The 14,667-nt window shown below is 68.3% G+C and carries 11 protein-coding genes; 3 read left to right on the forward strand and 8 right to left on the reverse strand.

Annotated elements, in window-relative coordinates; translation table 11 throughout:
* Nucleotides 1-33 precede the first annotated feature (33 nt).
* The 6 genes from ABIB26_RS10835 to ABIB26_RS10860 all read right to left on the reverse strand — a co-directional run bounded on the left by ABIB26_RS10835 (nt 34) and on the right by ABIB26_RS10860 (nt 6,330).
* Complete coding sequence (locus tag ABIB26_RS10835) at nt 34-996, reverse strand: 4-(cytidine 5'-diphospho)-2-C-methyl-D-erythritol kinase (RefSeq protein ID WP_354242509.1); 963 nt, start codon at nt 994-996, stop codon at nt 34-36.
* 94 nt (nt 997-1,090) lie between these two features.
* Complete coding sequence (gene rsmA / locus ABIB26_RS10840) at nt 1,091-1,930, reverse strand: 16S rRNA (adenine(1518)-N(6)/adenine(1519)-N(6))-dimethyltransferase RsmA (RefSeq protein WP_354242856.1); 840 nt, start codon at nt 1,928-1,930, stop codon at nt 1,091-1,093.
* Nucleotides 1,931-2,211: 281 nt separating this feature from the next.
* Nucleotides 2,212-3,414, reverse strand: a complete 1,203-nt coding sequence (locus tag ABIB26_RS10845; RefSeq protein WP_354242512.1) for an IS30 family transposase — start codon at nt 3,412-3,414, stop codon at nt 2,212-2,214.
* 82 nt (nt 3,415-3,496) lie between these two features.
* Entirely contained in the window at nt 3,497-3,820 is a 324-nt protein-coding gene (locus tag ABIB26_RS10850) for a transposase (protein ID WP_354242859.1), read from the reverse strand.
* A gap of 162 nt (nt 3,821-3,982) precedes the next feature.
* Entirely contained in the window at nt 3,983-5,137 is a 1,155-nt protein-coding gene (locus tag ABIB26_RS10855; RefSeq protein ID WP_354242515.1) for a resuscitation-promoting factor, read from the reverse strand.
* A 305-nt stretch (nt 5,138-5,442) separates the two neighbouring features.
* Nucleotides 5,443-6,330, reverse strand: coding sequence for a TatD family hydrolase (locus tag ABIB26_RS10860; protein ID WP_354242518.1), 888 nt, complete (start codon nt 6,328-6,330; stop codon nt 5,443-5,445).
* 245 nt (nt 6,331-6,575) lie between these two features.
* Between ABIB26_RS10860 and ABIB26_RS10865 the strand changes: the two genes are divergently transcribed.
* The 3 genes from ABIB26_RS10865 to ABIB26_RS10875 are packed head-to-tail and all read left to right on the forward strand — an operon-like array spanning nt 6,576 to nt 11,704.
* On the forward strand, nt 6,576-7,724 hold the full coding sequence (locus ABIB26_RS10865; RefSeq protein WP_354242862.1) for an AAA family ATPase: 1,149 nt from the start codon (nt 6,576-6,578) through the stop codon (nt 7,722-7,724).
* Between the two features lie 12 nt (nt 7,725-7,736).
* Nucleotides 7,737-9,173, forward strand: coding sequence for a DUF58 domain-containing protein (locus ABIB26_RS10870; protein ID WP_354242520.1), 1,437 nt, complete (start codon nt 7,737-7,739; stop codon nt 9,171-9,173).
* Nucleotides 9,170-11,704 (forward strand): transglutaminase TgpA family protein, encoded by a 2,535-nt coding sequence (locus ABIB26_RS10875; RefSeq protein ID WP_354242523.1) that lies wholly within the window; start codon nt 9,170-9,172, stop codon nt 11,702-11,704. The genes ABIB26_RS10870 and ABIB26_RS10875 overlap by 4 nt, the downstream gene beginning before the upstream one ends.
* Before the next feature lie 351 nt (nt 11,705-12,055).
* Here the strand turns inward: ABIB26_RS10875 and ABIB26_RS10880 are convergent, their stop codons facing one another.
* Nucleotides 12,056-13,555 carry an NAD-dependent succinate-semialdehyde dehydrogenase gene (locus ABIB26_RS10880; protein WP_354242525.1) on the reverse strand — a complete coding sequence of 500 codons (1,500 nt, stop codon included), beginning with the start codon at nt 13,553-13,555 and terminating at the stop codon, nt 12,056-12,058.
* A 217-nt stretch (nt 13,556-13,772) separates the two neighbouring features.
* The gene (gene rsmI / locus ABIB26_RS10885; protein WP_354242865.1) at nt 13,773-14,594 is read right to left on the reverse strand and encodes a 16S rRNA (cytidine(1402)-2'-O)-methyltransferase; all 822 of its coding nucleotides are present in this window, start codon (nt 14,592-14,594) and stop codon (nt 13,773-13,775) included.
* Nucleotides 14,595-14,667 lie beyond the last annotated feature (73 nt).

Here is a 14,667-nt window from a genome sequence, read left to right on the forward strand (position 1 = left end):
ATCATGCGGATGGCACCGAAGCCAGTGTAGTTATTAAAGGAGCGTATCGGAGATGATGCGTGCCCCGTGAACCGGGCCGTGGACGGCCATGGCCTCGAGGCCATGGTGGCGCAGGTCCTCGGCCAGGCCGGCTGCGGCCGCGGGACTGTGCGCGAGGAAGGCCACGGTGGGTCCGGAGCCCGAAACGATGCCGGCGATTGCGCCGCACGATTCGCCGAGCCCCAGGGTGTCCCGGAGCTCCGGCGCCAGCTCGATGGAGGCCCGCTGGAGGTCATTGACCAGGACCCGGCTGAGGGCATCCGCGTCTCCGCTGCGCAGCGCCTTGAGGATCATGGCGTCCACGGCCGTGGGTTCCTCCGCGACAAGTCCTTCCGCCGCGCGCAGCCGGTCCAGGGTCCGGTAGACCTCCGGGGTGGGCAGGCCGAAATCGGCAGTGACGAGCACCCAGTCCGTCTGGGCCTTGACCAGGGCCGGGGACAGGTCGTCGCCCAGGCCCAGTCCCACGGCCGTGCCGCCAAGCAGGGAAAACGGCACGTCGGCGCCGAGTTCAGCGGCCAGGTGCGCCAGCTCATCGCGGGAGAGCCCGCTGTTCCACAGCGCGTCGCAGGCGAGCAGGGTGGCGGCGGCGTCGGCCGAGCCGCCGCCCATGCCGCCCGCCACGGGAACGCGCTTCGTGATTTCGAGGTGTACCCCGGTGGAGTGCTCCGAGACATCGGTCATGATGGCGGCGGCCTGATAGGCCAGGTTGCGCTTATCGAGTGGAATGTCGACGCCGTCGAGGTCCAGCGTGCTTGCCGGACTGAGGCTGACCGTGATCTCGCCGGTGTCTGTGCTGGTGGCGGCGACCTCTTCGTAGAGGGACACGGCGAGGTACACGCTGGCGACGGAGTGGTAGCCGTCACCGCGCCGGGGTCCGACGTCGAGTGAGACGTTTACCTTGCCGGGAGCCTTGACCCGGACGGTCCTCGCGGCAAAGCGCCCTCTCACTGCGTTCATGGCTCCACGCTATGGCATGGCAGTGCCAGGCTCCAAGCGTTGACCGAATACATCGCGTCCGCCCAGGGGCCGTCCGGGGATTCAGGCGGCGTATTCAGGCCTCGGGCCGAGCGCGCGCTTCGGCAATCCGGGAAAACGCCGCGATGTCGATCACTTCGCCGCGGGCGGTGGGGTCGACGCCGGCCGCCCGCAGGCAACGCTCGGCCTCGGCCGCGCTTCCGGCCCAGCCCGCCAGCGCCGCGCGCAGGGTCTTGCGGCGCTGGGCGAAGGCTGCGTCGATCACGGCGAAGACCTGTTCCCGGGTCGCCGTGGTGACCGGCGGCTCCCTGCGCGTGAAGGCGACGAGGCCGGAGTGGATTTTGGGCGCGGGCCAGAAGACGTTCATCCCGATCACGCCGGCCTTGCGCATGCTGCTGTACCAGGCCGCTTTGACGGACGGCACGCCATAGGTCTTGGAGCCGGGTCCGGCCGCGAGCCGGTCGGCAACCTCGTCCTGGACCATGACGAGTCCGTGCCGGAGGCTGGGGAAATGCTGCAGCAGATGCAGGACCACCGGGACGGCAACGTTGTAGGGAAGGTTGGCCACGAGCGCCGTCGGCTCCACGGGCAGCTCCGTGACCCTCATGGCGTCGGCGAGGACCAGGTGGAAGTTCTCCACGGCCTCGGGGCGCCACTGGCTCACGGTGGCGGGAAGCTTCGCGGCGAGGACCGGGTCGATTTCGACGGCTACGACGGCGCGGGCGGCGTCGAGCAGGCCGAGCGTGAGCGAGCCCAGCCCGGGTCCCACCTCCAGCACGGTCTCGTCCGGGTGGATGTCCGCGGCTGCCACGATCCGGCGGATGGTGTTGCCGTCAATGACGAAGTTCTGGCCCAGGGTCTTGGTGGGACGCACCCCGATTTCCTCGGCCAGCCGGCGGATGTCGGAGGCACCCATGAGGGGTGCAGGCTTGGTTCCGGGCACGGTTCCGGACGCGCTGGCGCGCTCGGTTCCGGCCACGTTGGCAGGCACGGAGGGGGTCGGTTCAGTCACCTAGGTATCCTATCCCGCCGGCTTGAGTCCGCTGCGCCCGCCGGGCAGCCGGGTGCCCGGCGCCGGTCCCCCGGTCGCAGCCCCGGGCGGCCCGCGCGCAGCCCCCGGGGCCCGCGACGGTCGCCCGGCAGCACAAAGGCCGGGTCCGGAGCTTGGATTCTAGGGGTCGTTGCAACACCTGTTGGTTAGGTGGTTAGTAGTAAATCACGTAAACGCTCGGCTGGAGTATTCCAGCCGAGCGTTTTGCGTGGGCGTCCGTTGAGTTCCTGCGCGACGTGTTCGAGGTCTTCAGGCCCGTAGACGGACAAGTCGGTGCCTTTGGGGAAGTACTGGCGCAGCAGCCCGTTGGTGTTCTCGTTCGAGCCGCGTTGCCAGGGGCTGGCGGGATCGCAGAAATAGACGGGCATGTCGGTGGCAAGGGTGAATGATCGGTGGGTGGCCATTTCCGCGCCCTGGTCCCAGGTCAGGGAGCCTCGCAGGTGCTCCGGCAGGGTGGCCATGGTCTTGACGAGTCCGTCGCGGACTGTTTCGGCGGTGTGGTCATGTGGCAGGTGGACGAGCATCACGTAGCGGGTGGTGCGTTCGACCAGGGTCGCGATCGCTGACTGGTTGTAGGCGCCGGTGATGAGGTCCCCTTCCCAGTGGCCTGGCACGGCGCGGTCCTCGATCTCGGGCGGGCGCTCGGAAATCATGACCATCGGGTCCACGAACCGGGGGGTGCGCAGCTCGCCGGTGCGGTGGGGTTTGCGGCGGGTCCGGCCGGTGCGCAGCGCTGCCTGTATCTCGCGTTTGAGTCCGCCTCTGGCCTGGACGTAAAGGGCTTGATAAATCGTCTCTGGGCTCACACGCATCTCCGGTTTGTCGGGGAACTCTTCGACCAGCGTGTGGCTGATCTGCTCCGGAGACCAGCGTATGAGCAGCTTGTCCTTCACGTAGTCGCGCAGGTCCGAGTCGCCAGCGAGCTTGGCCGTCTTGGGCCGCGCCCGCCGGGCAGCAGCCTTCCGATGAGCCCCGGGGGGCAGGTACCCCATCCGGGGATCGGTATTTCGGCCCAGCTCGCGGCTGATAGTTGAGGGCGATCGTCCCAGGGCGTGGGCGATCGCCCTGATCGAAGTGCCGGCGGCGTGCAGGTCCCGGATCAGCTCCGGTTCCTGCACGGTCAGGAACCGCGGATCGATAGATTTCTCCAGCGCTGATACCGGTACGGGGACCAGGGTCGTTCCGGTCGTGCCGGCGGGAGGGGTCATGGTGGTCACACCACGTTTGTAGTCGACGATTCGGCCATCCGGGTAAATGCGTCGGCCGCCGGACTTACGGATTCCCTGGTCCCACTCTTCGGCGGTCCGGAGATGTATCCCGACCGCTGCGCCAGCTTTCCGCCGACTCACGCCGGTCTTGCGCAGCCGGAAGTACTCATCCCGCCCTGGGTGAGGACCCGTCCCCGTTTTGCCATAGCTTTTCAGCCCCGCTTTACGGACCCAAACCGGCACGCGTTGCGGGATTCAGTCCCAACTCCCGTGCGGCCTGCGTCGTGCTCTTGACGCGGTCGAACACGACGAAGAACTCAGCCTTCTGTGCAGGCGTGTATTTTCTCTGGTCAGCTTCCCGATCCCGTGGGACCCGCTCAGGGAGCCGAGATTTATGGACCCATTGGTAGCACGTCATCTGATTGAAGCCGAGCTCCGCCGCGGCCTCGCTCACACTCCCACACCGGTCCAACACCGAAAAGAACTGAGCCTTCTGCTCCGGCGTGTATTTCCTCCGGCTGGCAGCTTCTTTCGTTAAAGACAACACGGTCGTTGCAACTCCCAAAAATTCTGGGTGTTGCAACGACCGCTAGAACCCGCCGAGTACCGGACCCGGCCTTTGCCGGGAGTCGCAGCCGTGGTCAGACGCTGCGGCAGCCGTTGTGAATCATGTGCTGTCAGCCGGAGCTGCCAGTCTGAGGGGGAGGTCTTAGCGGGAGGCGGCCCAGCCGCAGCCCCACGGCTGCAGGCCACGCTGTGCGTATATCCGGTTGGCGATGTCGATCTGCTGGGCCTTGGAGGCAAGGCTGGCGTTGGGGGCGTACGCTCCGCCGCCGGCACTGAGCCAGGTCCGGACGTCGAACTGCAGGCCGCCGTAGTAGCCGTTGCCGTTGTTGATCGACCAGTTGCCGGTGGACTCGCACTGGGCGATCTTGTTCCACATGGCTTCGTTCATCATCCCCGGGGCTGCCGCACCGGTGTTGCCAGCCTGGGACGCGGGCTTGGGCTTTTCCTTGGTGCCGACCGTGACCTTCTCGGTGACCGGCGGGACGCTGACTGACTCTGACACGAGGGTCCGGGACGCTTCCCGGCCGTCCACGAGGACCAGCTTGAAGCTCTTGCTCTTGGCGCCCGCCACGCCTGCCTGCGTCACGTCCTTCTCGCCCTTGAGCATCTCCGCGCTTTCGGTGGTGAGGGTCTCGAACGGCACGGGCTCGGTTACGTCCGCCGTCTTGCTGACGTCGACGCGGGAGACCTTGACCACCATGTCATTGACGACCGGTGCGTTGCCGGGCTGTGAGCTCCGGTCGCTGGCGCCGAGGGACAGGCCCGCGGCAGCGAGGAGCTGGGAGACGGTGGCTGCCGTCGTGGTGGTCTGGGCGGCCTTGCCGTCCGCGACGATGCTGACCGTCTTCGGCGTCGAGATGGCCACGAAGGAGCCGGAGACGGACAGCTGGGCGTCCTTCGGGACGGACACTTCCGAGGCGCTGGCGACCCCGAGTTCCGTCACGAGGCCCTCGACGGTGGGCGAGGTGGTGTTGATGGTCCGCTCGGCACCGTCCAGGCTGACCTTGACGGCCTTGGCGAGGTTGACGTTGATGACCGATCCGTCCTGCACATGGGCGTCCGCCGAGGGCGACACCCTGTCGGACGGCTGCAGTTCAACCTTGGCGCCCTTGACGACCTGGCCGACGGTGCCGCCGAATGTCTGCACGGAGCTGACTTTTCCGTCGACGTTGAGCGTGACTGTCTTGTTGTTGCCGACGAAGGCCACAAGGCCGAGCACGAGTGCCACAAGCACCACGAGTTGCGTGCCGACCTTGACGAAGCTGAACTTGCCGTCCGAAGTGAAGAACTTGACCACGATTGCCCGTATCTCTTGGACCATCCGGGCACGGGGAAAAGCGCACAGGATCAGCCGCCGCAAACACCCCAGGGGCAGCTCCGGAACGGGTCCGGCTGTTCGCGGCAGATGTGTGCACTGCCACACTCACAAGCAAGAGCGCGCATGTGGCTCCTTGGCCACAATGCACGCCCTGCAGGAGTGAAATTTTCCGGAGGCCTTCCCCGACCCCGGCTAATAGTTGACCACTGTAACCGTAGCGTTATAAACCCACCAAGATTTTATGCATACCAGGTATGCTCGAAGGCCCGCGACGGGCGGCACTTTCAGGCCCAAGATCCGTATGCCCGCACGGTATTTTCGCTGATTTGGGTGCAGAGCTCCGAGAGCTCGCTTCCAGTCAATTCCGCCATGGCCCGGACCGTGTACGGCACCATGTAGCTGGCATTGGGGCGGCCGCGGTGCGGGTGCGGCGTGAGGAAGGGGGCGTCGGTTTCGACGAGGATCCGCTCCGGCTCCGCGATCGCCAGGGCGTCGCGCAGATTCACCGCGTTCTTGAACGTCACGGTCCCCGCGAAGGACATGTACCAGCCTTCGTCATTGCAGATCCTGGCCAGCGGCTCCCCGCCCGAAAAACAGTGGAAGACCACCCGCTCGGGTGCGCCTTCCTCGCGCAGCACCTGCACCACGTCCTCGTGGGCGTCCCGGTCGTGGATCTGCAGGGTGAGTCCGAGCCGCTTGGCGATGTCGATGTGCCGGCGGAAGGAGTACCGCTGGTGGGCCAGCCCCTCGCCCTCGGTGCGGAAAAAGTCCAGGCCCGTCTCCCCGATGGCACGGATCCGCGGGTGCGAAGCCAGTGCCTCGATCTCGGCGAGCGCGTCCTCGAGCCCACCGCGCGCGGCGTAGCGGGGCGCGTCGTTGGGATGGAGCGCGACGGCGCCCAGCAGCCGTGCGTCCAGCTCCACGGCCCGGACGGTGAACCGGGAGGATTCGAGGTCGCATCCCACCTGCACGGCACCCTGGACCCCGACCGCCTCGGCCGCGTCCAGGGCGTCCGTGACGCTGACCGTCAGTTCGGCGTCGGGGAAGTCCAGATGGGTGTGGTTGTCCATGACCGGGACCGGAAGGGGTTCCGGCGCGGGCGGGTATCCTTGCCGGCCGGCACCGTCGCTGCCCGGGGCGCGGAAGGGGGCCGGAGTGAGGGGTTTGCGCATCCGTCTACCTTAACCGGGAGCCGCGGGCCGGCTTAACGGGCTCGCTTACCGGCAGGCTTAACCTGCGGGTTAACCGGGGCGGGTTAATTCGTGTCCCGGCCGGTGCCGGAGATTTACCCGGAACTCTCTGTCAGCCCCGGCAGTTCTGTTAGTACTCTGTTATAAATACAGGCGAACAGCCGATGACGAGCCCGGCAATCCGCGCCGATCCGTCCCGGCAACGCACCAGGGCTGAAAGGCTGCCGATGGACTACCACCGCACCTCCGTAGACGAAGTTCTCCCTGAAGGCCAGGGCTTCCAGGATGGCTCCGCCGTGGAGGGAAACGCAGCTGCCAGGAGCCCGGCGCGGTTGCCCGCAGCCATGGTTGCGGAGGAGTTTCGCGCCGCCAGCGAGCGTATCTTGCAGGCCATCAACACCGTGATCGACGGCAAAGCGGATGCCGCACAACTGGCTCTGACCGTGCTCCTGGCGCAGGGGCACCTGCTGCTTGAGGACGTCCCGGGCGTCGGCAAGACCCTGCTGGCCAAGACGCTGGCCCGCACCATCGACTGTTCGGTGAGCCGGATCCAGTTCACGCCGGACCTGCTGCCCTCCGATGTCACCGGGGTGTCCATCTACAACCAGGCCTCCCGGTCGTTCGAGTTCCGGCCGGGTGCGGTGTTCGCCAACATCGTCATCGGTGACGAGATCAACCGTGCCTCGGCCAAGACGCAGTCGGCGCTGCTGGAGTCCATGGAGGAACACCAGGTCACCGTGGACGGCAAGTCCTACAAACTGGATGAGCCCTTTATGGTGGTGGCCACGCAGAACCCCATCGAGATGGAAGGGACATACCCCCTTCCGGAGGCCCAGCGCGACCGCTTTATGGCGCGGATCTCCATGGGCTATCCGGACAAGGACTCCGAGATGGAAATGCTGGAGACCCATCAGGCGACGTCACCGCTGACGCGTGTGACGGCTGTGGTCACCGCCGGTGACGTGGCCGCGATGATTGCCACCGTGCAGCAGGTCTACGTCTCAAAGTCGATCAAGGAGTATACGGTTTCGCTGGGACGCGCCACCCGGGAGAGCGGGATGCTCCGGCTCGGCGCCAGTCCCCGGTCCCTGCTCCAGCTGCTCCGGGCGGCCAAGGCCACGGCGGCCCTCGCGGGCCGGGATTTTGTGCTGCCGGACGACGTCGTCAGCGTTGCCGAGCCGGTCCTGGCCCACCGGATCATCCTGGACCGGAAGGCCGCCAGCACCGGCGAGACGCCGCAAACGGTGGTCCGGGCCATCCTGGCCAGGATCCCGGTCACTCCCGAGGTGGGTGCGGCCCCCGCGTCCGCCAACGGCCGGAAGCCGGGCCCCGCCCCGGTGGCCGGGCCGGCGTCCCAGTTGCCGACTCGCCGCTAGGGTGGCCCCGCCGTGGCGTTGATGGACCGGTTTCCCAGAAACATCTTCAGCACCCGCGGCTGGGGCCTGCTGGGGGCAGGTGGCGTCTTCCTTTTGGCGGCCCAGGTGATGGGACGCCGCGACCTGCTGGCGCTGGCCATCCTCGTGATCGTGCTGCCGCTGCTCTCGCTGGCCGGGACCCGGGTCCTCAAGCCACGGTTCCGGGTCTACCGGGAGTTCAACCCGTCAACCGTCGAAACTGCTGCCACCACGACGGTCCGCCTGGCCGTGGCCCGGATCGGGGCCGGATCCGGACATGCCCTGATGGAAGAGCACCTTCCGGCCCGGTTCGGGGAATCGCCCGCCTTCCGCTTTCCGGCGCGTTCCGCGGCGGGCGGGACCAGCCGTTACGAATACCATCTGCGGTCCGGGAAACGCGGCCAGTTCCGGATCGGACCGGTCACGGCCGAATTCAGCGACCCCTTCGGGCTCTCGGTGCAACGTCACGCGATCGACGACGGCGATACCCTCACCGTGACTCCGGCCGCCGTCGATCTGCCGGTGACAGGCCTGGCCGGCGCCCGCGGCCACGACGGCGTTACCGCCACCAGGCTCCGCGCCAACCCGAGCGACGACGACGTCATGACCCGCGAATACCGCCACGGTGATCCTATGCGGCGCGTGCACTGGGCCGCCACCGCACGTCATGGTGAACTCATGGTCCGCCAGGAGGAATTCGTCACGACCCCGGAGGCGACCATCATCTTGGACCAGCGGCTTGCGGCGTTCCCGCATGGCGCCCACTCCCATGCCAATGCCTCCGGAGTTGCGGACGCGGACGGTCATGAACTCAGCACGAGCGAGGCCTTCGAATGGGCGGTGACGGCCGCGATGTCGATCGGCGCCCACTTGTCCGAACGCAATTACGCACTGCGCTTCCTGGACGCCGCGGGCGAACCTGCCTTCCTCCGGTCCCCGTCAGCCCCCGAACCCGAGACCGAGGAATACATCGGCGCCACCGGGCTGCAGTCCGTGGCCGAGAGCCTGGCCGCCATCCAGCTCAGCGGGCCCCAGCACTCGCGCCGAGAGACGAAGGATGCTGCCCGGCGCGGGACTCCCGCCGGAACCGAGGCCGGGCCGCAAGCGTTCGACGACCGGCTCATGGACAAGCTGGCCGCGCACCGGCTGCGGGGGCCCGTCCTGGCCATCCTGGGGAACCTCTCCCTCAGTGAGGCCCGGGATCTGGCCCCGGCGGCCGGCTTCGGGGCCAATGCCTTTGCCCTCGTCATCACGGAGCAGGCGCAGGACTCCGGCGCGGTCCTTGAAGCGTTGCGGCGCGGCGGCTGGCGGGCGGTGGCCGTCTCCGCCTCGACGGCGCTCCCGGCTGCCTGGACAGCCTTCGACCAGGACGGGGCGGTTCCTCCTCCGGGCACTGCCGACGTGCGGCGTGGCGTTGGGGCCAGGCCATGACACTCATACCGCAGCGTCACTCCGGCGCAGACACCGGCGTGTCCGGGCCCGGCGGACAGGCGGCCGTCCTTGCCCCGGCCGATCCTCGGCGGCGGGAACGAGTGGGAGCGCAACCGTGGGTAATGGCCCTGGCGATCGCCACGGCCGTCGCGGGGGCCGCGCTTGGCCTCAACGGGGTCCTGAGGGGTTGGGTCTGGTACTCCCCGGTGCTTTCAACGGTCTTTATCGTCTCGCTGGCCATGGCGGGCCTCCGGGCACTTCGGTGGCGCGGTGTGTTCGTGGGTCTGGGCGGCCTGGCGTCGCTCGTCATGATCCTGACGTTCACCTTCTTCCGCCCGCACAGTTTCATCGGTTTCATCCCCTCCGGCGCCACGATGACCCAGCTGGGCCGGTATCTGCGCCGCGCCAGCGAAACGGTCCTCGCGGAGAGCTCCCCCGTGGCCCCCAACGCCGGAATCGTGCTGCTGATCTGCGCCGTCCTCGGTCTGCTGGTGATGCTGGTTGACGCCCTGGCGCTCCCGCTGGCGCTGCCCGCCACGAGCGGACTCGGAATCCTGGCCATCCTCGTGGTCCCGGCGATGGTGAAGCCGCAAAGCGTCGGCGCGCTCGGCTTCGCGGGCGCCGCCGTCGGCTACCTGATGATCCTGGCCAGCAGCCAGTGGTTCGCTCCGGACCCCCGGACCCGGGCGGACACCGCACGCAATCCCGGACAGCTCCGGCGGGCCTCGCTGACCGGAGCCCTGGCGCTGACCGTCACGCTGCTGCTCCAGCTGGTGATCCCCGGCTTTGACCAGGGCACCTTTCCCCAGGGCTCGCGGTTGAACCCGTTCAGCGCAGCCACCGGACTCAACCCGATGATCAGCCTCGGCAACAGCCTGCGCAGTCCGGCCGGGGACGCACGCATCACCTTTGCCACGAATGCACCGTCCGCGCCATACCTCCGGTCCGTGACCGTGGACAGCTTCAACGGCGATTCCTGGGCTCCGGATGACCGGGAGGATACCCGCCGGGCGGGCACCGGAAGGATGGACTCGGGACTCGAATCCATCGCGACGGAGCTCCGGGTGGTCACCGCCGTCAACACCGGCCAGTTCACCAGCCCCTACCTCCCTGCGCCCTACGCCCCCGAGGCCGTCAACGGCCTGACCGGGCGCTGGAGCTGGGACCCGGCAACGCTCAGTATCAAGGGAGTCGACACTAATTCCAGGAACCAGCAGTATGTGGTGCTCTCCGTTGCCCCGCAGCTGACGCCGGATCTGCTGGCCCAGGCACCCGCCCCGGCCCGGGGAGTCCCCGAGCTGTTCCTCCGGACGCCGAACAACGTTCCGCAGATCGTGCGCACGACGGCCGAAGCGGTGACCTCCGGCAGCCCGACTGCCTATGCGAAGGCAATGGCGATCCAGAAGTATCTGCGCTCCTCCGAGTTCACGTATTCTCTGCAGTCCCCCGTGCAGGGCGGCTACGACGGCAACGGGCTCTCCGTGCTGGCGGACTTCCTCACCCAGAAGAGCGGCTACTGCATCCACTTCGCCTCGGCCATGGCTGTGATGGCCCGGCTGGTGGGAATCCCCAGCCGGATTGCCGTCGGCTACGCCCCGGGCCGTCCCACCGGCGGAACGGTGTCGATCGCGGGCCAAGGGGCGCTGCCGGAGTTCGAGGTGGACGCCCGCGACGCCCATGCGTGGCCGGAGCTCTACTTCCAGGGCGCGGGCTGGGTGCCGTTCGAACCGACGCCGTCCCGCGGGGTGGTGCCGTCCTACGCCACGGAAAGCGCCCCTCCCAGCGGCGCCAGCACCAACGAAAGCAACGACGGCCTGATTCCGCCCGACGAGGGCAATCCCACCCCGCTGCCCGGCGTCGCGCCGGTCCCGCTCCCGGGTGGGGAAGCGACGACGGATGCGGGCAACCAGGTGCTGCCCGCACTGTATGGTGCCGGTGCGCTCCTGTTGCTGGCGCTGCTGGCGACCTCCCCCCAGCTGGCGCGCAGCGGCCTCCGGCGCCGGCGCCTGAAAGGGGGCGGCGGATCCGACGGCGATGGATCTGAGCTGCCGGCCTATGCGGAATTTCGCGATCTCGCAACGGACTATGGAGTGGCGCCGCAGACCAGCGAGACGCCGCGGCACTTCAGCGCGCGCCTGCGCGCCTCGGCAGCGCTGGGAGAGCCGGACGGCGCTGACGCTGCCGGTCACGCGGCCGTGGTTTCCCTCACCGGCGACTTCGAACACCACCAGTACGGCCGCCCTGGCGGCGCCGGAGGCGGGACCACCAGCGGCTCCGGCCACGGCCCCGCCCGCGCGGCTGCCGCCAGGATCGCCGCGGTCCAGGCGGCACTGCGCGTCAATGCGCGGCCGCTCGTGCGCCTCCGTGCGGCCTGGCTACCGCCGTCGGTCATGGCGAGCTGGCGCAAGTCAATCTCCGTAGCCTTCCGCGCCGTGTCGCGGGCAGCACAACGCACCCGGCGCGGCGTCGCGGGTTCCTGGTTGAGGACCCGCGACGTGTTCCGCCGGGTACGCCGTGTGAGCCGGAGCTAGCGGTCATTTTCGTTAGCTCGTCGGGGTTGAGGCCCAGTCTTCGCCCCCAGGAGGACATGTCCAGTTTTCGCGCCCGGGACAGGGCATGCCCAATCTTCTCTTCGCGCCCGGGAGGACATGCCCAGTTTTCGCGCCCGGGACAGGGCATGACAGGGATATGTCCATGCGCCGGCCCCCGCGCGGGGCATGTCCTGTCCGGTGGTCACTTTCGCTGAGGTCCTCGGGGTCAGGCTGCCGGTGCGTGCTCGTGGCTGGACCTGACCCCCGACGAACTAACGAACTTGCCCCCTGGGCCGGCTTCCTAGCCTGCGTGAGATCTAGTGCAGCGTGGGATCTAGTGCAGCGTGGGACCTAGCCGGCATAGGGATCGGCGATGCCGATGTACTGCGTGTACAGGTATTCCTCGATGCCTTCGAGACCGCCTTCACGTCCGAGCCCGGACTGCTTGACGCCTCCGAACGGTGCGGCTGCATTGGAAATGACGCCGGCGTTCAGGCCCAGCATGCCGGTTTCGAGGTGTTCGCCCATCCGGATGCCGCGGTTCAGATCGCGGGTGAAGACGTAGGCCACGAGACCGTATTCGGTGTTGTTCGCGAGCCGGACGGCCTCGTCCTCGGTGTTGAAGGTGATGATCGGGGCCACCGGGCCAAAGATCTCTTCGGACAGGATCCGAGTCCCCTCCCTGACGCCCTTCAGGATGGTCGGCTGGTAGAAGTAGCCGGGACCTTCCACCGGGGCGCCGCCGACTACGGCTGTGGCGCCGGAGGCGAGGGCATCGCTGACCAGCTCGTGGACCTTGTCCCGGCTCTTCGCATCAATGAGCGGGCCGACCTTGGAGTCAGCTTCCGTTCCGCGTGCAGTGGTCATCTCCGCCATCTTCGCCGCGAACTTGGCGGCGAACTCATCGGCGACGGACTCGTGGACGATGAAGCGGTTGGCGGCGGTGCAGGCCTCGCCCATGTTCCGCAGCTTCGCGATCATGGCCCCGCCGACGGCGGCGTCGACGTCGGCGTCCTCGAAGACGACGAACGGGGCGTTGCCGCCGAGCTCCATCGAGGTCCGGAGCACGTTTTCGGACGCGTCGGAGAGCAGGCGGCGGCCGACTTCGGTGGAGCCGGTGAAGGAGAGCTTGCGGAGCCGGGCATCCTTGATCAGCGGGCCTGTCGTTGCGCCCGCGGTAGAGGTGGGGATGACGTTCAGGACTCCGGCCGGCAGGCCCGCCTCCATCATCACGGCTGCGAACAGCTGCGAGGTCAGCGGGGTGAGGTTGGCGGACTTGAGCACCATGGTGCAGCCCGCCGCCACGGCCGGGGCAATCTTGCGGGTGGCCATCGCCAGCGGGAAGTTCCAGGGGGTGATCAGCAGGCACGGGCCCACCGGCTTTTTCGTCACCAGAAGCCGGGACTTGCCGTCCGGGGACACGGAGTAGCGGCCGAAGGCACGGACGGCCTCCTCGGAGAACCAGCGCAGGAACTCAGCCCCGTAGGTGACCTCGCCACGGGCCTCGGCAAGCGGCTTGCCCATTTCCAGGGTCATCAGCAGGGCGAAGTCCTCGGCGCGCTCGGTCACCAGCTCGAAGGCCCGGCGCAGGATCTCGCCCCGCTCGCGCGGCGGCACCTTGGCCCAGGAATCCTGTGCCGCGGCCGCGGCATCCAGTGCCGCGGCGCCGTCCTCGGGCCCCGCGTCGGCGATGCTCAGCAGCACCTTGCCCGTGGCCGGATCCTCCACATCGAAGGTCTTCCCGGACGCGGCCGGACGCCACTGGCCGCCTATCAGCAGGCCGGTCGGGACGGACGCCAGCAGCGCGCTTTCGCGCTCCGCGGTCACAATGGGCTGGGCAGTTACAGTCACGGTTGACTCCCTCGTCAGCAATTCGGGGTGAACTAGGATCGGGTTCAGCGCTGTGGAAACCGCGCTGGATTTACTGCCACGGTACTGCCGGATTCTCCGGAGTGTCTACGCATGTCCGCACTACGTCCGGCCGGATGCCCTGTGCAGCTGCACAGCCGCACAACTACACAGCCGACCGGGCGACCGGCCGGATCCACACGGCGGGGTGGCAGCCGGGCTAACGCGCAGCCAGCACCGCCGAGTAGAGCTCCCGCTTGCTCACCCTGGCCTCTTCGGCCACCGCTGCGACTGCTTCCTTGAGCCGGATCCCCTGCGCCATCAGCGCGTTCACCGCGGCCACGTGGTCTTCCGGTTTCCCGGGTTCCCGTTCCGGGGCGCCCCCCACCACGACGGCGATTTCGCCACGCACCTCGTTGCTCTCGGCCCATTCCAGCAGTTCGCGCAGGCTGCCGCGGATGACTTCCTCGTAGGTCTTTGTCAGTTCCCGGCAGACGGCGGCCCGGCGGTCGGCGCCGAAGCGTTCGCGCAGGGCACGGAGCATCGGCTCCAGGCGGTGGGGTGCTTCGAAGAACACCATGGTGCGCCGCTCGGCATCGAGATCCGCCAGCCGGGAGGACCGTTCGCCGGCCTTGCGCGGCAGGAACCCCTCAAAGCAGAAACGGTCGGTGGGCAGCCCGGAGAGCGCCAGCGCCGTCAGCACGGCGGAGGGCCCGGGGACGGCCGTGACCGTCAGCCCGGCCGCCACGGCTCCCTCGACCAGGCGGAAGCCGGGGTCCGAGACAGACGGCATCCCGGCGTCGGTCACCATCACCAGGGTCTTCCCGGACCGGACCTGGTCCAGCAGCTCGCCGGTCTTGGCTGCCTCATTGTGCTCGTGGTAGCTGACCACCCGCCCGCCCACGGTGACGCCGAGGTTCTGGACCAGCCGGTGCAGCCGCCGGGTGTCCTCGGCGGCGACGATGTCCGCCGTCGTGAGCAGTTCGATCAGCCGGGACGAGGCATCGCCGACGTTGCCGATCGGGGTCGCCGCCAGCACGATCCGGCCCGGACCGCCGGGCGACGCTGCGGCTGCCGCGGCTGTGTCCTGCCCGAGGCCAGGGGCGGTGTCCGCG

The sequence above is a fragment of the Arthrobacter sp. UYEF20 genome, assembly GCF_040546335.1.
GTDB lineage: Bacteria > Actinomycetota > Actinomycetes > Actinomycetales > Micrococcaceae > Arthrobacter.